Below are 21,757 nucleotides of genomic sequence, written 5' to 3'. Positions count from 1 at the left end.
TTCAATAATGAAAAAAGTAATTATTATTTTAAGTTATTTGCTGATGGTTTCTTGGCAAATGATTGCTCAAAAATCTGCTCAAAATACGTTTCCTGATGGGACAAAAATACCTGCTTGGTTTTCGGATTCTGCTAAAATTCAGTTGAAAAAATTGGGTAAACAATTTGTCATTACGCAGTTTGGGGCGGTAAATGATAGTACGCTCGTGCAAACGGAGGCAATTCAAAAAACGATTGATGAAGCTGCTAAACAAGGTGGAGGCGTTATCGTTATTCCCAAAGGTACTTTCATGAGTGGGGCTTTGTTTTTTAAACCCAAAACGCATTTGTACGTGTCGGAAGGGGCAATTTTGAAAGGTTCTGATAATATTGCGGATTATCCAAAAATGCCTTCTCGCATGGAAGGACAAAGCTTAGATTATTTCACGGCTTTGGTAAATGCCTACCGTGTGGATGGTTTTACGATTTCGGGAAAAGGAACAATCGACGGCAACGGATTGCATTATTGGGAAGCCTTTTGGGTGAGACGTAAAGAAAATCCAAACTGTACAAATTTAGAAGTTTCTCGTCCACGTTTAGTGTTTGTTTGGGGCTGTAAAAACGTACAAGTGCAAGATGTGAAATTGCATAATTCGGGATTTTGGACGAGTCATTATTATCAATGTCAAAACGTAAAAATTTTGAATGTACATATTTATTCGCCTTATCAACCCGTGAAAGCCCCAAGTACCGATGCCATCGACTTAGACGTTTGCACGAATGTCTTGATAAAAGGTTGTTATATGTCGGTAAATGATGATGCCATTGCTTTGAAAGGTGGAAAAGGACCTTACGCTGACAAAGTGCCAAACAACGGAGAAAACACCAATATCATCATCGAAAACTGCGAATTTGGATTTTGTCACTCGGCTTTGACTTGTGGAAGTGAGGCAATTCATAATAAAAATATCGTAATGCGTAATTGTTATGTCAATGAAGCGAGTAGAGTTTTATGGTTGAAAATGCGTCCAGATACGCCTCAATTATACGAATTTATCAGCGTTGAAAATGTAAAAGGACAAGCAAAAAGTATGATTTACGTAAAACCTTGGACACAATTTTTCGATTTGCAAGGTCGTAAAGATGCCCCAGTTTCGTATTGCGACCATATTAATTTGAAAAATATTGACCTAAAATGTGACGTATTTTTCGACGTTGCGATTTCCAAACAAAGCGTTTTATCAAATTTCAATTTTGATAATCTGAACATTGAAACTAAAAATGGAAAAATCGACAAAAGCGTAGTGAATGGATTTATTTTGAAGAAAGTAAACATCAATAAAGCATTGGTAGAGTAAGTAGCACAGGTTTCCAACCTGTCAAAAAGTCCCCGCAGATTGATTTCTGTGGGGATTTTTTATGAATAACCTGTAAAACCTCACATTATTCTTGGGTAAATCAGCTTATCTTCAATCTTCATTTTCATCTAATTCCCAATAAACCTCATGAAATCCGTTCAAAAAATAGCCATTTTAATTCTGTGTTGTATTTATTCTTTCTCAGGAAATGCACAAACCATTAAATACTATCAATCGTTTGATAATCAAAGGATTGCTTTTGAAGATACAGGAAAAGGAAAGCCTGTTTTACTCTTACACGGCTTCATTAACACAGGACAAAATTGGCGAAGAACTCAGTTGTATAAAAATTTAATTGCGAAAGGTTTTCGAGTAATTGTGCCTGATATGCGTGGTAACGGGAAATCAGACAAACCGCATGAAGATAAATTTTATCAGCATGAAGCGGAGGTTAAGGATTTAATGGGATTAATGAAATCTTTGAAAATTAAAGAGTATTCTTTGGTCGGATACTCAAGAGGTGCAATCGTTGGTGCAAAATTACTGACTAAAGATAAAGCTATCACAAAAGTAGTTTTAGGTGGAATTGGTCAGCATTTTACCAATCCGAATTGGGATAGACGTCTAATGTTTGCGGACGCTTTTAGCGGAAAAGCCCATTTGCACCCCGAAACCGCAGGAGCAGTAAAATACGCAAAGTCAATCAATGCTGACACCATTGCTTTGGGCTTTTTACAGAAATATCAGCCCGTAACTTCTCCGCAAGATTTAGGGAAATATAATCATCCTGTTATGATACTTTGCGGAGATGAAGATTTAGACAATGGCGACCCCAAAGTATTACAAACCTATTTCAAAAATGCGATTTTCAAAACCGTCAAAGGCAATCACAACAATACCTACGGAACGCAAGCTTTTGCCGATGAAGTGATTGGGTTTTTGGAGTGATAATTAGGAGTTGGGATTAGTATTTAGTATTGCCATTAGCTTGAAAATCAAGATTATGGAACACCCAGCCCCTAATGACTTATTCAGAAAACTTCAGTACGAAGATTGACTTTCTTTCTACGTGAAACGACAACTTTTAAATCATATTTCATCGAGATTAAACTACTCCCTTCGTCATAGTCAACCATATAGTCGGGGTTAATGATATAACCCCGATGTACACGTAAAAATCCTTCACTCCGAAGAGGTTCTTCAAAAGTATTGATGCACTTGGCGTACAAGTGTTTTTTCTGATTACGAATATGGAAAATGGTATAATTCCCTGATGCTTCAAGCATGATGATGTTTTCCATTGGGATTCTAATTTTTTTCCTGTAATTAACAGTTAAAAATTTAATGGGAGATAATTTATTTTCCATGATTTTATCATTTAGGAGAATTACTCAAAGAAGCTTTTATCATTTCTATTTCAACTTTTAGGCTTTTCAATTGCTCTGATTCTTGCTTCTTGGCATTCAGTAACATAGCCCGCAAAGTCTCATTTTCATCTCTCAATTCTTGAATGGCTTTAAGGGCTACCACACTTAAACCACCATAATTCACACCATAATATTGTCCGTTTTGGGTTACAAATTCAGGGAATAGGGGTAGAACTTCCTGAGCAATCAAACCCATTTGTTGATTAATGTGTAGTGTATCTGTTTTGTAGAAATATCTTGCAACTTTCAATTGAGTAACTTTTTCAAGGACAGATTCTACGGGTTTTATTTGTTCCTTCAAACGAATATCCGACGACTGTACCCATGCTCCATCTGTTTGGCGGACATACGCCTTGAATGCTCCCGATGCCCCATAATGAAAATCAAGGTTTTCGTTGCTTGGATGTGATATTGTCCAAAATTGATTACCTGTGGCAACATCCCGTTTGATTCTAAGACCAAAACGGTCTGGGTTATCTTGTGTAGGAGTATAGTGATTAATTTGGACTGTCCCTGTTTGGCGAACTTCAAAACAGTTACGACGGTTAACTGCATCACCATTCCCGATTGTTAGAAGAAAACGGTTTACACTTGACGGACTTACAAAAAAAGGGTCATAATTATAATAGCCAATTGCTAATGTCCCGTTTGAATAGGCTTGGTTTCCGACACCCAATGAAGTTGAACTCGTTCCATTAGCAGTAGTGTAAGAACCCATTGCTACGCTACTCTCTCCAGAGGCGGTCGTATTTGAACCCATTGCCAAACTATATATTCCAGAAGCGACTGTACCATAGCCCATTGCCACACTGTTGTATCCCGAAGCAGTGGATCCCTCTCCCATTGCGGTGCTGGAATATCCCCCTGCAAAGGTGTTGCTCCCCATCGCTGTACTTCTATCTCCAAATGCCGTGGTATTTACTCCGATAGCAGTACTGATTTGTCCAGAAGCGATAGTATTGGCTCCTAAAGCACTACTTACAATTCCTGAAGCATTCGCATTGAACCCGAATGCTACTGAGTAAAGACCAATATTGGCTGCATCCCAATCAGTTGCATGGTCACCTGTGACAGTTCCACTTCTGAACGCACTTCTGGATGGTATCCACATCAAACGAGTTCCTGCTCCACTCACAGGAGCAGTCGGAGGATTGGAAGTATCATTACTGGGTTGCTGTAATCCCACAGGATTTGCCGACCAAAAACCGCCTGAATTAGTATTTTGTATTTCATTCCCACCTGCTCCCGATAAACTCCAATAATTGGACGTACTACCTGCTTTGGGAAGTTCCGTCCAAGTTCCCGATTGCCTAAACCAATAGCTTTGGGTATTGGTGTCAAAGACTAATAAACCATCAGCAGGATTAGCAATGGCGTTTTTCTGAGCGGAGGTCATACGGGGTGGCAATAAACCTTTTGTCGTGCTACTCACATCCAACATTGCAGATGAATTTGGTGCTGTACCTGTGGAATTAATGCCCATTTGAGCATTTGAAATATTGATTAGAGATAAACAGGAAAGGATAAATAATATTAGCTTTTTCATTGACGAGTATAAGTTAGGGTTAAGTCATACGTTTGTAAATCCTTTATTGACGTTGAACCACTGGCAATTACCGATGCTACAAAGTCAGATTGATTTTGAGTGATAATTAATTGATTACCAGATATTTTGTATTGTCCGAAAAATTTGAAGACTTTGCCATTCGGTAAGGCTACATTGCCAGAAGGATAATTATTAAGTGTTAAACTCAAACTTCCACCACCACCTAATTCATATTTTCCTGAGCCAACTATTAATACAGGATTCATAAACCCTGTAACAAACGAACCACCGCTAAAAACTAATTTTAAACCCTGCGAAACATCTTCAGCAGTCATTCCATCGTAATAAGTGGTGTAAGTTGTGCCTTTTTTTGAGTCGGTAAGAATGGTTTGTTGCCCGTTTACTTTGGTTAATTTCCAAGTGCCATCAATGCCACTTTGGGGCGTTGGGTCACCGTTGTTACTACCACAACCTGCCGAAGAGCCGAAGATGAAAACCCAAGCGAGACAGATATATAAATACGTTTTGTTCATGATTTTGGTGGGTTATTGATTGACGATTAAACCGCTTAATGTGCCTGAGATATTTCCACTTGAAGTAGGCGAAGTTTTTCCTTTCGAGTTTATTTCAAAAAGTGTCCCTGATACTGTTCCAGAGGCTTGGTTTCCAGAGCTTTTCAAATCAAGAAATCCTTTGATTATATAGATTTTGTCATGAATACCAATGACGTTTTTGTCGCTATTGAGTTCGTGTTTTCCAGAAGTAAATGTTTGGAATAGAATCGTTAGAGGTCTTGTACTTTCCATTAAATCACCAATGATGCCATAGCTTTTTTCAGATTTAATGACATTGACTTTTTCGGTAAATTTTTGCCCATTTACAGTAAATAAAAACTGCCCAGATTTAGCTTGTTTTTGTTGTTTGATAAGTGCATCAACTCGTGCATTGCCAGAAGTTTGAGAGAAAGCAATACCAATATTTGAAATAATAAAGAGGAAGATGAGAATGGGTTTCATGATTTCTTGAGTTTTTAAAGCTCAGCAAAGTTCATGAATTAAAAACCGTTTGTAAATGGCACTTTTGTGGGATATTTTGTATTGGTTGACTGGTTATTGGTTGATTGGTTATTGGTTGATTGGTTATTGGTTTATTGGTTATTGGTTTATTGGTTATTGGTTTATTGGTTGATTGGTTATTGGTTGATTGGTTATTGGTTTATTGGTGGATTAGTTTATTGGTTATTACTGATAATCAACTTGATATAAAAAACATCAAATCTCTAAATTGGGTACTATTTAGTCAACTTACCAATAACCAATCTACCAGTTACTGATAACCAATCCACCAATAACCAATCTACCAGTCACTGATAACCAATCCACCAATAACCAATCAACCAATAACCAATAAACCAATAACCAATAAACCAATAACCAATCAACCAATCCACCAGTCACTGATAACCAATCCACCAATAACCAATCAACTACTTAACCAAACGCTCACGTAAAGCCTTAGCAACGGCTTCTGGGGCTGATTGTACTTGTAATTTTAGATAAATATTTTGCAAATGACGACGTACAGTATCGGTAGAAATAAAACATTCTGCCGCAATCATTTTGTAGGAATTTCCGTGCGTTAGTAATTCTAAAATCTCTTTTTCACGTTCGGTAAGATGATATTCATTTGCGATGGGCTGACGAAACGCCTTTAAAACCAAAGTAGCAATTTCGGGGGACATAGGGGCTCCGCCATTCATTAAATCTCGGATAGCAGAAACTAACATAGTAGAAGAATCTTTTTTCAGAATATAGCCATCTGCACCATGACGGAGACATTCAAACAGACGTTCATCGTTAAAAACCGTGTGCATCAAAACTTTCACTTCTGATTTTACCCTTTTTACAGCTAAAACACCCTCAATTCCATTAGAATTAGGCATATCAATATCCATTACAATGACGTCGGGTTTTTCAATTGTCATTTCTTCAACCACTTTCGTACAATCTGTATGAATCCCCACAACCTGAAATCCTTCGGTATTTTCTAATAACAACATGAGCAAATCGCTGAGTCGTTGATTGTCTTCATAAATAGATACGTTAATCATGTGCGGTGGAATAATGGGTTTTCAATAGATTTGAGATGACAAAACAAGCTTAAATCTGAAAATTTTGCAATGGTATTTTTGTGTGATTTTAGCGAACGGTAAATTGTTTAGAGTCCAAAGTCTTATGTATTAAGTCGTAAGTCCGAAGTATTAAGTCTTGAGTGTATTCTTAATACTTTGGACTTAATACTTAATACATTCTACAAAGGAATTTCCAATTGAATATCAGTTCCTTTCTCTTTCTCTGAAATAATATTAATTTTTCCGCCCAAGTTTTCAGTTCTGCTTCTCATATTTCTTATTCCGTTGCGTTCTGTCAGTTGATTTGGATTAAAACCAATTCCGTTATCTTTTATCTGCATGAAAAGCGAGTGTTTTTGAATCTCAATTTTGATTTTCACTTCCGAACATTGAGCGTATTTTGTCAAATTGTTGACGGCTTCTTTAAAAATCAAGTAAATATCATAACGTTCGTCCATGCTCAATTTTATATGCTCGGTAGATTCTGGCAAATCAAACTGATAACGAATATCTTCGGCATCAAAAAGGTCAGATGCAAAACGCTTCATTCTGATAAGTAGTTGGTCGAGTTGGTCGTTTTGCGGTTTCACACTCCACACAATATCGTCCAAAGTATCACCAACTCTTTTAGAATCTTCCACGATTCTATCCGTAAAGTTTTTAATTTGTGGATTATCAGGCATTTTTTGCTGAATGATTGCTCCCAAAATACTAATTCCACTCATGGTAGAACCCACTTCATCATGTAAATCTTTTGATATTTTTTCTCTAACGTGTTGTAATTTAAGTAATTGCTGATAACGAAAACGATATAAAGCGTAGAAAAAACCAGCCATTAAAAGAATAATGAAAATATAAAAAGCAGTTGTTTCATAAAATGCTTTTTTTAAATAAATGGTCATTTTGAAGGAATCTGCTTGCCAATTTCCGCTATTATCTCCCGCTTGAACTTCTAAAAAATATTGATTTGGCGTTAAATTATCAAATCTGATTTCGGGTTTATTGCCCAATTCCACCCAAGAACTTTCTCCAAGACGATATCGATAATTATTGGTAGAATTAAAAATATAATCCAACGTTGAAAAATCAAGACTGATATTAGTTTGGTTTCTTTCAAGTTCCAAAACATGATTTTCTGGAATGGTAGTTTCTTGATTTAAAACTTTTAAGTTGCTTAAAATCAAGTTGTTGAATATTTTTTTAGGATTGGTGAAGTCGTTTGGAATAACATTAAATCCATTGACCGCCCCAATCATGACGGCATTGTTGGGAGTTACTAAAAATCCGTGTTTTATATCATTTGAAATTAATCCTTCCGACGTTTTAAGTTTCAAAATCTTCTTGCCACCATTTATATAAGCGTATAGACCTTCGCTTGTGCCTATCCAAACGGTGCCTTTGGCATCTTCGCCAATGCGTGTCCAAGTGATGCTTTCAAAAATGGACGACCAATCATCACAATGAACTTTTTGAATAACTTTTCCCGAAAAATCTAAACGATTAAAACCTCCTGCAACTACCAAAATGCTCTGTTTTTGTCCCATCACACCATGATAAAAATAGTCGCTGACCGTTTTATCTTGTTGCTGAAAAAGCCCCGTTGTTTCTACGAATTTATGTTGTTTTTTATCAAAATAATTAATGCCATAAGCTTTTGGCATCCAACCGATTAGCCAAATTTTTCCATCTGGAGAAAGTAAAAAATTATGCCATTCATTTTCGGTGAAATAGTTTTTGTAGGCATTTTTATTCCACAACGAAATGGGTTGTAAAGTCGGAAATTTGAAAACTTCAATCGCTGAATTTTGAGGCATTACCCAAAGGTTTTGCTCCTTGTCCAAAATAATGTCATTGATAGGTTTTCGCTTGATTCCAGTTAATTTAACTATTTGTAGAGAACCATTTTTTAACTGAGAAACACCTTCGGAAGAACTCGTCCAAATTTGATTCTTGGGCAAAATATGAACAGCATTTGTGCTAATTTCTGGATTCGCATATTTGAAAATTTGGAACGAATTATCGGATTTTTTCCATCGAACAATTCCCGTGTGCGAAAGTCCCAACCAAAAAGTATTACTATCTTCAGACATAATGGAATTAACCGTTACGGGATGTTTTACCAAAGATTCGGGAATGATGATTCTCTCAATCTGATTCTGCTCCGTACTCCACTGAAAAATGCCCTCATTGCTACAAAACCAAAGTTTTTGCTCTTTTTTATTCTCAATAATGGCATTGATATTTACGCCATTTTTCTGAATTTCTGGAAGATTGATGAGCTTGTTTTGCTCTGGTAAGAATAAGGTTAATCCGTTTTTTTGCCCAATCCAAATGGCATTTTGTTGTTGATATTTTGTGAAGGATAAACTTGAAACATCTCGTAAATGAATTGGAAAATGTTGTAGAATTGTAGCATTTAGAGGGGCAAATTTGATTAATTCTCCATCCGTTTTGATTGCCCAAAAGAAACCGTTTTCATCACGGGTTACGGCAGAAAATGAAGTCTGCAATATTTTGATTAATTGCTTACTTTGAACAGATTTCTTATAAACACCATTTTCACCAAATACCCAAATCGAATGTTGATTGTCTTCGATAAAATGTCCTAAAAGTTCGGCTCCCAAAAACTCATTGGTCATTTTATAGACCATTTTTTTAGCCTTTTTCAAGTCTAAACATTGAACCGTTTGAGCGGTACTCCACCATAATTTTTGCTGACTATCTAAAAATAAATTTCGGTATTTATCGTCGTTTGGGGAAGTATTATTGAAGTTGTTTTTTTGTAAAGTATCAATTTGATAGGTTTTTGTATTGACCCGCATCAATCCTGTATTTTCAAAAAAAGCGTATAAATATGGTTTTGAAGCGGTATTTGTGACAATACTCGAAACTCTTTCGGTAGATTTATGGATAAAAAAGAAACGATGTCCGTCATACCGAACCAAGCCTCTTTCGGTAGCAAACCACGTAAAACCATCCGCATCTGTGGCAGCATCCCAAACTAAATTTGAAGACAATCCATCTTTTGTATCAAGGTGATGTAACACAGGTATTTTTATCTGTGCTTTCGCTTGGAAAATACAAAGAAAGATAAGTAGCAAAAATTGCTTCATTGTTTTGGATTAATAGTGGTTTTGTTTTTTGGCACGCTGATGACGCAGATATACTAACGCAGATTTTATAGATTTTTTTAATTTAAGTATTTGGAATAGATTGATGAGAGTATCGCTAAGGAATTTATCCGCTTAACGCAGGCAGGGTTCAAAAACCCTGCCTGCGTTGAAACTGGAATAATCTAAATTTTGGAATAATTTAAAAACTTAAGTTGACATTATTGGTATCGCATACGCCCCTACGATATGACGACATATTTATAATATCAATTAATTTGTTCTTCTTATCTTATACGTGGACAATTAATTGTACCTTTATTTTCTATAAATATCTGATTATCAGCGTGCCATATTAATTACAAAAGGTCTAAAATCTAACCCCTGAAAACCTACCTCGCCACTTCCACTTTATATTTCTTTCCTTTGATTTTTTCGTCTTTTGTTTTCGTCAAAAGTGTTTTGAAAATTGTACGTTTTACCGCTACAAACGACATGAAATCTTTTACCTCAATCAAGCCTAAATCGCCTTTTTCGAGTTCTCCTTTTTTAGAGAAAAACCCAACAATATCAACTTTGTTTAACTTATTTTTCTTGCCTCCGCTAATATAAATCGTAACAAATTCGGGAGGATTAGGTAGTGTGTTTTTCTCAGGAAGTTCTAAAATTTCTAAAGATTCATCAATGTATTTTGGACGAAATTCATTCCTGTGAAAAATCATGTAAGCCGTTCCAGAGGCGTGCATACGTGCAGTACGACCGTTTCTGTGCGTAAATTCATGTTCTTGCAAAGGCAAATGATAATGAATTACGTGTTTCATTTCTGGAATATCCAAACCTCGGGCTGCCAAGTCGGTCGTAACCAAATAATTAACGCTTCCATTTCTAAATAAAATCAAAGCACGCTCACGGTCGTCTTGGTCCATTCCACCGTGGTAAAAAGTAGTGTAAACTCCCATTTCATTGAGCAATTCGGCAGTACGTTCGGCGGCATCACGGTGATTACAGAAAATCAGGGCAGATTCCGAATTTAACGAACAAATCAAATCGAATAAAGCATCAATTTTATCTTTTTCTTCCGAAATAACAACTTTCATCGAAAGTGCTTTTTTCTCTTCATTTTCGGGCGTGAAATTTAACGTTTTGGGAGACGTAAAACCCACAAATTCTGGAATTTTGATACCATACGTTGCCGATACCAAAACCCTTTTGTTGAGTTTGGGCAAGTTTCCAATGATGTATGACATTTGGTCGTGAAATCCTAAATCCAACGATTTATCAAACTCATCTAAAATCAAAGTTTTGATATGATAAGTATCAAAAGTTCTACGAGTAATATGGTCGAAAACCCTTCCCGGTGTTCCCACCAAAAGAGCAGGAGGATTGCTTAAATTCTGAATTTCGGTTGCCATAGAATGTCCTCCATAACAGACATTGATTTTCATACCCGTTCCCATATTTTTCCAAACCTGCTCAATTTGCATGGCTAATTCACGAGAAGGCGTAAGGATTAAGGCTTGAACCGCATTTTTATTGGGGTCTAACAACTGCAATAAAGGCAAAAGAAAAGCTAAGGTTTTCCCAGAACCTGTTGGCGAAATAAGGAACGTTGTTTTTTCTTGTAAAATAGACTCGTAAGCCTCTTTCTGCATTGGGTTGAGGGCTTCGATTCCTAATTTGCTAAGGACTGGAGCGATATGTTGATGATTTTCCATGATGCAAAGGTACTTAATAATTTTTGTCTGTTTAGCGTTCTGTAAATCAGTTTCTTGAAAAGCTTATGTGGTTTGAAATCAGGCGGTTATGTATTTTAAGTAAAATTACGCTATTTTACAAAACAGGTATTTTTACTCTTTTAAACATTATTTTACTCTTTTAAATTTGCAAAACTAATTTTTAAATCTATTGTGATAAAAGAAATATTCTGTCACAACAAAATATACAAAGACGCTTGTTGAACCAATTAGTACCCCAAAAACAGATTAATTAACCTCCATTTATACTGTGAAAAATTAAAGCCCTAATCTGAAAGGAAAAGGGCTTTTTGTTGTTAATTGATTTATGTTTAATTTTCGGTTGGAAATAAAATATATACAATGAAGAAAATAGTAATCTTAGGTGGAGGAGAAAGTGGCGTTGGAGCAGCGTTATTGGCGAAAGCAAAGGGTTTTAAAGTTTTTTTGTCGGACAAAGGATTATTGTCGGATAAATACAAAGAAATTTTAGCTCAAAACGACATACCTTTTGAAGAAGGCGAACACACTGAAAATCAAATTTTAGATGCCGATGAAGTTATCAAAAGCCCAGGGATTCCCGATAAAGTGGAATTAATCAAGAAATTACATTCTTTACGGATTCCTGTAATTTCTGAAATTGAGTTTGCTTCACGTTATACCAAAGCGAAGATTGTAGCCATCACGGGTAGTAATGGTAAAACAACCACTACGCTTTTGACTTACCATATCTTGAAAAATGCAGGACTTAACGTTGGACTTGCAGGTAACGTGGGAGAGAGTTTTGCGAAGCAAGTAATTGAAGATACTTTCGATTATTTTGTCTTAGAACTCAGCAGTTTTCAATTAGATAATTGTTTTGATTTTAAGGCTGATGTTGCCATTTTATTAAACATCACGCCCGACCATTTGGATAGATATAATTATGAATTTCAGAATTATATCGAGTCTAAATTTAGGATAACTCAAAACATGACAAAGACCGATAATTTTATTTATTATCAGGAAAGTGAAGCCTTGGCGGGAGAGTTAGTTAAGCGTAATGATTTGTCTGTCAATCGTTTGCCGATTTCTTTAATTGGAGAAGTTGCACAAGGTGGATATTTAGCAAATGAGATTTTGAAGGTAAATTACAACAATGAAATTTTTGAATTTCCACAGGCTGAATTACCCATTAAAGGCTCGCATAATGTGATAAATTCATTAGCAGCCATTTTAGTTTCTAAATCTTTAGGACTTGAAAATGGGCAAATTACTGATGGTTTAAAGTCGTTCCAAAGTGTAGAACATCGTCTTGAACCTTGCGGGGAAATCAAAGGTGTAAAATACGTAAACGACTCAAAAGCAACCAATGTCGATTCTGTTTTTTATGCTTTGGGGAGTTTCACTGAACCAATCATTTTAATAATGGGTGGCGTTGATAAAGGAAACGATTACCGCCAAATTGAGCAATTGATAGAAGAAAAAGTAAAGGCTCTCATTTGTATGGGAACGGACAACGCTAAATTATTAGAATTTTTTGGAAAGAAAGTTCCTATGATTTTCTCGGTAGATAGTTTACAAAAAGCCGTGAACCTATCCGCCGATTTAGGAACAGAAGGTGATGTAGTGTTGCTTTCGCCTGCCTGTGCAAGTTTTGATTTATTCAAAAATTATGAAGATAGAGGACGACAGTTTAAAGCGGCGGTAGCGGCTTTGGGGGAGTAGATGTGAAGTTTTGAAAACAAAATAACCAAATGAAAAAAATCTTACTCTCTTTCTTTATTTTAGTCGTTACTTGTTCGATGAAGCCCCAAAAAATCACTTGGACTGCCATCGGAGATTCTATCACGTATCTCAACGACCACCAAGACCAAACGGGTAACAGAATCACCAAAGGTTACATGACTCGTGTGGTTGAAAAATTACCAGACATTGAGTTTGTCAATCAAGGACATAATGGCTGGACTGCCTGTAAAATTGCTGAAAAAATAGAAACGCTCAATTTGCAAAAAGCGGATATTTATTCCGTGTTTTTAGGAACGAACGACTGGTGGGGAGGCAAGCCCCTTGGCGTTTTTGCAGACTACGAAAACAACACAGGTTTTAATACGGTTTTTGGGGCTTATCGCATCATTATTGATAAACTGAAAACGTTGAATCCTGATGCAAAAATCATCTTGATTACGCCCATGCAAAGAGTTGATTTTGTCTATATCGCCAATATGAAAAACAATGCTTATGGTTCTTACAAAGAGAAAAAAGGGCAGTATTTATCGCAATTTGCAGAGGCGATAAGTGCTATTGGAAAACATGAGCATTTTGAAGTGGTAGATTTGTACAATAACAAAAAGTTATCACATAAGAAACTCGTAAAATTTAAGCGATTGAAAGACCCACAAACAGGTAATTACAAAGACTACAAATATCCATCGTTTATAGATATTCCTTTTAATCCAGAAACGGACGAATATCCTTATCCCTTAGAAGCCATCAACATGACTTACGACGGACTTCATCCTTCTGATAAAGGCTATGAAGTGATTACAAAAGAGTTGCTTGGGGTGATGAGGAAGTGAGGTTTGAATTCCCTTGATTTGCAATCAGGGGGCGTTTTGTTTGGGTGTCTTTGACCTCTCTGGTTCAAGTGTCCTCGTTTCTGGTTCAAGCGTCCTCGTTTCTGGTTCAAGCGTCCTCGTTTCTGGTTCAAGCGTCCTCGCTTGAACCAGTGGAACATCTTGCCTATTAAATTTACCCCATCGGCTGGAAGCCTGTAAATAGTCGTCACTCGCAAGATGCGAGCGACTGACTTTGTAAAAAACTACCTACTAAATGCCACCTGTGGCACTTTTTTCTTCATCTCTAAACCATAGCCTGCCAAAATTGACCTTGCCAAAGCGGATTTGTGTACTTCGTCGGCTCCGTCGTAAATTCTTGCACCTCTTTCGTGGCGATACCAAAATGATAATAATAAATCGTCGGTAATGCCATACGCTCCGTGTATTTGAATAGCGTGGTCAATTACTTTTAGCATGACATTGGCACAGAAAAATTTGATTTCCGAAATCTGATTTCTTACTGCTGATGCTCCAAATTTATCAATATTATCTGCCGTTCGTAAAACCATCAAACGAGCTGCATTGATGTTGGCACGACTTTCAGCAATCCAAAATTGTACGGCTTGTTTTTCACCCAACATCGTGCCATCGCCCATATCACGAGTCGCAGCACGTTTGCACATAAGGTCAAAACAACGTTCCGAAATCCCAATCCAACGCATACAGTGGTGGATTCTTCCCGGTCCAAGTCGTTCTTGAGCCAACATAAATCCCATGCCTTCGGCGGCAATCAAATTACTCACGGGTACACGTACATCCGTGTATGTTACCTCCGCATGGCTCGCCCAATGGTCAGCTTCGTGGTCGCCCATGATGCTGATATTTCTTTCCAATTTAAAACCTTTTGTATCAGTCGGCACAATAATTTGGCTCGCTCTTTTATGTGGTGTTGCGTCAGGATTTGTTACCGCCATTACCACCGCAAAAGCCGCTCCATCTGCCGAAGAGGTAAACCATTTTCTACCATTAATTACGTATTCGTCGCCATCACGGACGGCGGTTGTACCCATATTTACAGGGTTCGAACCTGCATAATCGGGTTCAGTCATAGAAAAACACGAACGGATTTTTCCTTCAACCAAAGGGTGTAAATATTTATCTTTAATTTCCTGAGAGGCATATTTCCCAATCAATTCCATATTGCCAATATCGGGAGCTTGGCAATTGAAAGTATAATGCCCGAAAGGAGTGGTAGCTAAAACTTCCGAAACTTGTCCAAATTCACAAAGCGTTAAGCCCAAACCACCTTCCTCAACGGTATGTTGTAATCCCCAAAGTCCTAATTGTTTAACTAATTCACGTTTTTCATCTAAAATTTTGGCAACTTTAGAAAAACGACCTGTTAGGTTTTGGGCAGTTTCGAGTGGATATATTTCTTTTACCAAAAACGCTTTGATTTTTGGTAAAATGTCTCTGGTTTTATCGGTTGCAAATAGCTCTTCCATGTTTTTAGTTGTGATTTGTTTAATTGTGAGTTGTGAATTAGTGATTTAGTGAATTATTGTTTTGCACTAAGATTTGTCAGATTTATAGATTTTTGGATTTTTCAAATTAGGAAGTTGTGAATTAGTGAGTTATTGTTTTGCACTAAGATTTGTCAGATTTATAGATTTTTGGATTCTTCTTATGGATAATCTTATAATCCCTAAATCTAACGAATCATAGTTCAGACAAATAATTCACTAAATCATAACTCACCAATTCACAATTGAAACCTTTGAATTGTCTTGTTTTTTGTAAATTTAATACAAAATAGTATGCGTGCATAATGCTTATAGATATTTTGGTTTAGCATAATTCTCTATTTATTTTCAAGTGCTTATTGTAACTTTGTGGTTCTTAGAACAAAACATTAATTGTTATTTTAAAATAATCGTAAAACGAATGTTAAATCTCGTCTTGTTTGGACCTCCAGGGGCAGGTAAAGGAACGCAATCAGCTAAATTGATTGAAAAGTATCAGTTAGTACATATTTCTACGGGTGATTTATTCCGTATGCACATTTCAAATGATACTGAACTCGGAAAGCGAGTAAAGCAAATTTTAGCAGATGGAATGTTAGTGCCAGATTCTATCACCATTGATATGTTGGAAGAGGAAGTAAAGAAAAATCCAGATGCAAAAGGGTTTATTTTTGACGGTTTTCCTCGCACAGTTGCACAGGCAGAAGCATTGGATGTTTATTTAGAAAAGAACGGACAAACGATAAATGGTGTTGTTCAATTGGAAGTAAACGAAGACGAAATCAAAACTCGTATCGCAGAACGTCAGAAAGTATCTGGACGTGCTGATGACGATGCGGATAAATTATTAAAAAGAATTGACGAATATTTCTCGAAAACGGTTCATGTTTTACCTTATTACGAAGCACAAGGTAAAGTTTCAAAAGTGAATGGTATCGGAAATATCGAAGAGATTTTCTCAAATATTTGCACAGCGATAGACGCATTATAAGGAGGTATGAGGTATGAGATATGAGGTATGGGTATTGTTGTAACGATACCTCATACCTCATACTTCATACCTTATACCTATATTAAAAACATGACTTCAAATTTCATTGATTACGTTAAAATAAATGTCCGTTCTGGTCATGGAGGTAGTGGTTCAAGTCACTTTCGCCGTGAAAAACACGTGCCTAAGGGTGGTCCCGATGGTGGCGATGGCGGACGTGGCGGTCACGTAGTTCTTAGAGGAACCACAGACCACTGGACATTATTACACCTTAAATATCAAAAACACATTTTTGCCAAAGACGGAAATGGTGGCGAAGGACAAAGACGTTCTGGCTCGCAAGGAGCAGATGCCATTATTGAGGTGCCTTTGGGAACAATTGTAAGAGACCCAGAAACGGGAGATTTTTTAGCCGAAGTTACCAAACAAGATGAAGAAGTTATCTTGTTGCGTGGTGGACGTGGCGGTTTAGGGAATTACAACTTCAAATCATCAACAAATCAATCGCCACATTATGCTCAACCTGGTGAAATAGGGGAGGATAAATGGGTGATTTTAGAATTAAAAGTATTAGCAGATGTTGGTTTGGTAGGTTTTCCGAATGCAGGGAAATCAACGCTTTTGTCGGTTATGTCGGCAGCTAAACCAGAAATTGCAGATTATCCATTTACGACAATCGTTCCAAATTTAGGGGTTGTATCTTATCGTGGATTTCGTTCATTTGTAATGGCGGATATTCCCGGAATTATTGAAGGTGCAGCAGAAGGAAAAGGCTTAGGAACAAGATTTTTACGTCATATTGAGCGAAATTCAATTCTTCTCTTCTTAGTGCCTGCTTCCGCAGAAGACATCAATGAAGAATACCACGTATTATTGAATGAGCTAAAACAATATAATCCTGCGTTGTTAGACAAGGAAAGAATTTTGGCAATTTCTAAAATGGATTTGGTAGAGACAGAAGAGCATCGTGAGCGAATTTTGAGCCAAATTCCAGAAGGATTATCACATATTTTCTTCTCGTCAATTATGGAGCAAGGACTTGTAGAGTTGAAGGATTTATTATGGAGTACATTACAAAATGCACAACCACCTGTTCAAGAAATTGAGGCAGGAAATGATGAAGCCTAACAATTTTAAGGAAAGAGATATGAATAAAAGGGTTGTGTAATGAGTCCGAAGTATTAATTTTTAAGAAAATCAGACCGAATAAAGTTGAGATACTTTAATCTGAATGGTTACATTGATTTTGTGGAAAATTCTTAGGACTTAATACATAATACTTTTTACACAACCCTTTTTTGGGTGACGGTCATGATAAATGAAGATGAAAATTTACCGTTATAAAATTCGTTAATAAAGCAAGAGATTCTGAAACTAATAAAAAATATCCCGCCAACTATTTTTTAGCATACCTTATTATGATGAACATTTTCAAAAAAATACTTCTATTAACCTGCTTCGCTTTATTAGCGACACAATTTTCATGGTCGCAGTCTATCGTAGGCGGTGCTTATACTTGTACAGGTAGTGGTACTCAAACATTATCAGTTTCTCCAACAACGGGTATTACGGCATATAGTTGGAGAAATGCAGCAGGTACTTTTACCGCATCTACTGCTTCGATAACCCAACCGAGTGGTTCATATTCTGTGGTTATTACGAAAGCTACGGGTACAACTTCATTGAGTACTACAATTCCGAGTAATATTGTTCCTGCCACTCCTACTATCTCACCATCGTCGGTAGCAAGCCCTATTTGTGGTTCAGCTACACAAACGTTGACCTCTTCAAGTGCTTCTAATTATACATGGAAAAGAGACGGAACTACCATTAGTGGTTCTACCATTTCAATTTCAGTGGCAGGTTCAGATGTAGGCACACCAGGAAGTTATAGTTATACAGTTAGTACTACTAATGCTACTTCTGGTTGTACTGCTTCGAGTAATCCAGTTGTTTTAAGTATGTCGCCAACATTGGCTGCTCCCACAGTTTCAGCAGCAGATGCCAATACGTTAATTTGTGGTACTTCTACCCAAACTTTATCGGCAAGTGGAGGAGGAGCGTCTTATGTTTGGAAACGTGGTACAACAACCTTATCAAATACCGCAAATAGTTTGTTGGTTACAGGAACAGATGCAACAGGAACATTCAGCTATACTGCAGCTTTAGCTAATGCCGCAGGTTGTCCTTTAGTATTTTCAACAACAGGTGTTTCATTAACGTTGTCGCCAGCAGCAACTACACCAACGATTTCACCAGCAACGGTTTCTTCACCGATTTGTGGAACAGCAACGCAAGTTTTAACGGCTACGGCTGGAGCAACTTCATATACTTGGAGACGTTCTGGTACGACTATCACAGGTTCAACCAATTCTATTACAGTTACGGGTACAGATGTAACCATTCCAAATACCTATAATTATACAGTAACGTCTCAAAACGCTGTTGGTTGTGTTTCGGCAGAATCAACTCCCGTAGCTTTGAAAGTTTCTCCAAAACCTGCAACGCCTACCATTTCGCCAGCAAGTTTTTCTCCTAATATTATTTGTGGTACAGATTTTAAAACACTTACGGCAACAAGCGGAGGAGCAAAATATAATTGGAAGCGTGATAATGTTCTTGTGACAAGTTCAACAACTTCTAATTTGTTAGATGTAATTGGAACAGATGTAACGGCTGGTGGAACTTATTCCTACACCGTTTCTTATGATAATTCAGTGGGTTGTTCATCCGATTATTCAACAACGCCTGTGGTATTACAACTATTTCCAACAGTTCCTGCCAAACCAACAATTACGGCAGGCGGAGCAACTATTTTTTGTGAAGGAAATTCGGTAAGATTAACGTCAAGTTATACTGCCAATAAAAACGTTTGGAGTAGAAGTACAGGTGATACCACAACTACGGGAGCTGATGGAATTATTGTAAGAAGTACTAACACTTACACTGTTAAAGCTTTAGATGCCAATGGTTGTAACTCGGTAGCTTCAAATCCATTGACAATAACGGTTAATTTAAGACCTGCCATTCCAATTATTGATAAAGGAACTGCTTACCGTATTTGCGAACTTGACAGTGTTGTCTTGAGTTCAAATAATAAAGGAAATGGAACATATTTATGGAGTAATGGAAAAAATACTCAAAATATCACGGTATATGGAGCAGGCAGTTTTAGCTTAACTTATACAGATACGCAAACGCCTGCGTGTACTTCGTTGCCGTCTTTAATAACGGTTGTTGCAGTTGACCCTCTTCCTGCAAAACCAATTATTACAGCATTGCGTCCGACGGAGTTTTGTTTTAAAGACTTTACAACTTTAAGAGCATCTTCAACGACTGCGGGAACTACTTTTGAATGGGATTATAATAATGCAAAGGATGCTCAAGTTGATGTAGCCCTTACTACCAGAAGTACAAAAACAGAGTTTATAAAAGTGAGTGTAAAGTCTGTTTCTACTTTCCCTAATAATTTTAAAGCTTGTAAATCAAAAGATGCTTCTGACGTTACAACCGTTACGATAAATCCACTTCCAACAACACCAACCATTACAGGAAACGGTCCATTTACTTTTTGTCCAGATTCAACGGTAACGCTTACTTCGACAGATTCTCCCAATGGTGTGTATAAATGGATTAACACGAAGAATAACACGGAGTTTAGCAATAAAAAATCTGTTCTGATTGATACCACAAGTCAATATTTTACCACAACCTCTTTGGGAAAAGTTGGTAAATTTTATGTACGTACCATCAGTGATAAAAGTTGTTTGTCTGATACGTCTAAAAATGTGGTTGTAACAGTCCGTGAAGCTCCACAAGCAGCGAGTATTTTGCCATTTCCTATTACGGCAACCGTTTGTGAAGGAGGTAGAGTGACGATGAAAGCTTTAGTAGCCAATGGTAATGTATCTAAATATACTTGGAGAGATGAGAGTACCCAAAAAGAAGTATCAACAGAACCCGAAGTTTTTACAAGTACCTCTGGTTCATTTAGCGTAAAAGTTCGAGATGTTTTTGGTTGTTTTGCTCCTTATTCAAAACCATTGAAAGTAACGGTTAATGCTTTGCCAACTAAGCCAAGTGTGTCAATTGTCAAATCAAAAATCTTTTGTGAGGGCGACAGTACCATTGTACAATCAAGTACGCCAAGTACAACACCGAATGGAACGAAAAACTTTTATCGTTGGATAGTTGATGGAGAAACTATCGTAGAGTCGATGTCTCGTCAATTTGCGTGGACAAAAGCCAGTTCAATTGCCGTTGCAGTTACAGATACTAATGGTTGTAAAGCCGTTGCCGTATCAGATACCATAAGAACAACAGTTAATCCATTGCCAGAATCTCCGACCATTACGATACGTGGAGCTATTCCATTTTGTGCCGATAAAAACGTTACATTAAGTGCTGTTGGAGGAAATAACCTTTCCTTCAAATGGAGTACAGGAGCGACAACGCCCAATGTTGTCATCAATATTGCGGGTAATGTTACGGTACAATCAATCAATAGTTTTGGGTGTTTGTCTAAGCCATCACAGGCAGTTCAAGTGCGTGTGAATCCATTACCAACAACACCAATATTAACGCCCAATGGGGCAACTACTTTTTGTGATGGTTCGAGGGTGAGATTAGTTTCTTCAAGTCCTTTTAAAGCATTTTGGTGGCGAACTACAACCGATTCTTTAGGAAATGGGGAAGACCAAACGTCTATTTTTGCTTCAAAAACAGGAAATTATTTTGCAAAAGTTCAAGATGGAAATGGATGTATTTCATTAGCATCTGCTCCGATTGCGGTTGATTCAAGGGCAAATCCAACGCCAACAATTATTAAGCAAGCAGGGACATTCTCATTAGATGCCCAAGGAGTAGGAGATGAAGAAGGTTACATTTGGAGATACAATGGTGATTTACAAGCGGATTTGAAGACCCGAATTATTAAAGCCAAAAAAGACGGAGACTATCAAGTACAAGCAAGTATCACTTATATAAATGTTCCAGCGTCAATTGGGAAATTAGTATGTTATTCTAATAATTCTGCGGTCTTGAAATATGTAAGAGACCAGAGTTTTGATGGAATGAGTATATTCCCTAACCCAAGTGCTGACGGCGTTATTAATGTAGAAGTTCTTGAAGATTTAATCGGAGCAACTATCACGATTTATGACCTTTACGGAAGACTAATTTCAGAATATAAAGTCGATAAATTTACCACATTCAAAAAGGTTCAATTGCCTGATTATCATGGTGATACTTATGTTGTAAGAATTTCGACAGATGGATTTGAAAAAACCAGAAAAGTAATAACGCTTAGAAAGTAAACGGGGTTTCAGTGAGCAGTTAACAGTTATCAGTAAACAGTTATCAATAACCGAAAATAAAAAGTATCAAAAAAAAGCCAGTTTAGGGAACTAACATTTCCAAAACTG

At 37.0% G+C, this 21,757-nt stretch carries 17 protein-coding genes; 8 read left to right on the top strand and 9 right to left on the bottom strand.

Annotated features, from left to right (window positions below):
• Positions 1-7: 7 nt before the first annotated feature.
• Positions 8-1,336, top strand: a complete 1,329-nt coding sequence (locus tag LV89_RS06365) for a rhamnogalacturonidase (RefSeq protein ID WP_109742034.1) — start codon at positions 8-10, stop codon at positions 1,334-1,336.
• A 147-nt stretch (positions 1,337-1,483) separates the two neighbouring features.
• Positions 1,484-2,284: an alpha/beta fold hydrolase gene (locus LV89_RS06360; RefSeq protein WP_109742033.1), complete on the top strand. Its 801-nt coding sequence runs from the start codon at positions 1,484-1,486 to the stop codon at positions 2,282-2,284.
• 83 nt (positions 2,285-2,367) lie between these two features.
• On the opposite strand, the gene LV89_RS06355 is transcribed toward LV89_RS06360, so the two are convergent.
• Genes LV89_RS06355 through LV89_RS06340 form a run of 4 tightly spaced genes read right to left on the bottom strand, consistent with a single transcriptional unit; the run spans position 2,368 to position 5,325 of the window.
• A complete protein-coding gene (locus tag LV89_RS06355; RefSeq protein WP_109742032.1) occupies positions 2,368-2,703 on the bottom strand; it encodes a LytR/AlgR family response regulator transcription factor in 336 nt (111 codons plus the stop codon).
• A gap of 7 nt (positions 2,704-2,710) precedes the next feature.
• Entirely contained in the window at positions 2,711-4,309 is a 1,599-nt protein-coding gene (locus LV89_RS06350; RefSeq protein ID WP_109742031.1) for a phage tail-like protein, read from the bottom strand.
• On the bottom strand, positions 4,306-4,842 hold the full coding sequence (locus LV89_RS06345) for a hypothetical protein (protein ID WP_109742030.1): 537 nt from the start codon (positions 4,840-4,842) through the stop codon (positions 4,306-4,308). Before LV89_RS06345 ends, LV89_RS06350 begins: the two co-directional genes overlap by 4 nt.
• A gap of 12 nt (positions 4,843-4,854) precedes the next feature.
• Positions 4,855-5,325 (bottom strand): hypothetical protein, encoded by a 471-nt coding sequence (locus LV89_RS06340; RefSeq protein ID WP_109742029.1) that lies wholly within the window; start codon positions 5,323-5,325, stop codon positions 4,855-4,857.
• Between the two features lie 66 nt (positions 5,326-5,391).
• Here LV89_RS06340 and LV89_RS25545 point away from each other — a divergent pair, with 66 nt between their 5' ends.
• Complete coding sequence (locus tag LV89_RS25545) at positions 5,392-5,574, top strand: hypothetical protein (RefSeq protein ID WP_211321159.1); 183 nt, start codon at positions 5,392-5,394, stop codon at positions 5,572-5,574.
• 54 nt (positions 5,575-5,628) lie between these two features.
• Here the strand turns inward: LV89_RS25545 and LV89_RS25490 are convergent, their stop codons facing one another.
• The 4 genes from LV89_RS25490 to LV89_RS06320 form a co-directional block, all read right to left on the bottom strand.
• Entirely contained in the window at positions 5,629-5,781 is a 153-nt protein-coding gene (locus tag LV89_RS25490) for a hypothetical protein (protein ID WP_170117752.1), read from the bottom strand.
• Between the two features lie 14 nt (positions 5,782-5,795).
• Positions 5,796-6,419: a response regulator gene (locus LV89_RS06330; protein WP_109742028.1), complete on the bottom strand. Its 624-nt coding sequence runs from the start codon at positions 6,417-6,419 to the stop codon at positions 5,796-5,798.
• A gap of 200 nt (positions 6,420-6,619) precedes the next feature.
• Entirely contained in the window at positions 6,620-9,553 is a 2,934-nt protein-coding gene (locus LV89_RS06325) for a sensor histidine kinase (RefSeq protein ID WP_109742027.1), read from the bottom strand.
• A gap of 389 nt (positions 9,554-9,942) precedes the next feature.
• Positions 9,943-11,265, bottom strand: a complete 1,323-nt coding sequence (locus LV89_RS06320) for a DEAD/DEAH box helicase (RefSeq protein WP_109742026.1) — start codon at positions 11,263-11,265, stop codon at positions 9,943-9,945.
• Between the two features lie 381 nt (positions 11,266-11,646).
• On the opposite strand from LV89_RS06320, the gene murD reads away from it, so the two are divergent.
• Together murD and LV89_RS06310 are read left to right on the top strand one after the other, a co-directional pair.
• Positions 11,647-12,990, top strand: a complete 1,344-nt coding sequence (gene murD / locus LV89_RS06315) for a UDP-N-acetylmuramoyl-L-alanine--D-glutamate ligase (RefSeq protein WP_109742025.1) — start codon at positions 11,647-11,649, stop codon at positions 12,988-12,990.
• Between the two features lie 29 nt (positions 12,991-13,019).
• On the top strand, positions 13,020-13,841 hold the full coding sequence (locus LV89_RS06310; protein ID WP_109742024.1) for an SGNH/GDSL hydrolase family protein: 822 nt from the start codon (positions 13,020-13,022) through the stop codon (positions 13,839-13,841).
• 242 nt (positions 13,842-14,083) lie between these two features.
• On the opposite strand, the gene LV89_RS06305 is transcribed toward LV89_RS06310, so the two are convergent.
• A complete protein-coding gene (locus LV89_RS06305) occupies positions 14,084-15,325 on the bottom strand; it encodes an acyl-CoA dehydrogenase family protein (protein ID WP_109742023.1) in 1,242 nt (413 codons plus the stop codon).
• 439 nt (positions 15,326-15,764) lie between these two features.
• On the opposite strand from LV89_RS06305, the gene LV89_RS06300 reads away from it, so the two are divergent.
• The 3 genes from LV89_RS06300 to LV89_RS06290 all read left to right on the top strand — a co-directional run bounded on the left by LV89_RS06300 (position 15,765) and on the right by LV89_RS06290 (position 21,649).
• Positions 15,765-16,334 carry an adenylate kinase gene (locus LV89_RS06300; protein WP_109742022.1) on the top strand — a complete coding sequence of 190 codons (570 nt, stop codon included), beginning with the start codon at positions 15,765-15,767 and terminating at the stop codon, positions 16,332-16,334.
• 90 nt (positions 16,335-16,424) lie between these two features.
• Entirely contained in the window at positions 16,425-17,462 is a 1,038-nt protein-coding gene (gene obgE / locus LV89_RS06295) for a GTPase ObgE (protein ID WP_109742021.1), read from the top strand.
• A gap of 290 nt (positions 17,463-17,752) precedes the next feature.
• Positions 17,753-21,649 (top strand): Ig-like domain-containing protein, encoded by a 3,897-nt coding sequence (locus LV89_RS06290; RefSeq protein WP_109742020.1) that lies wholly within the window; start codon positions 17,753-17,755, stop codon positions 21,647-21,649.
• Positions 21,650-21,757 lie beyond the last annotated feature (108 nt).

The sequence above is a fragment of the Arcicella aurantiaca genome (assembly GCF_003148625.1).
GTDB classification, from domain to species: Bacteria; Bacteroidota; Bacteroidia; order Cytophagales; family Spirosomataceae; genus Arcicella; species Arcicella aurantiaca.
This window is presented reverse-complemented; position numbering and strand designations above follow the sequence as displayed.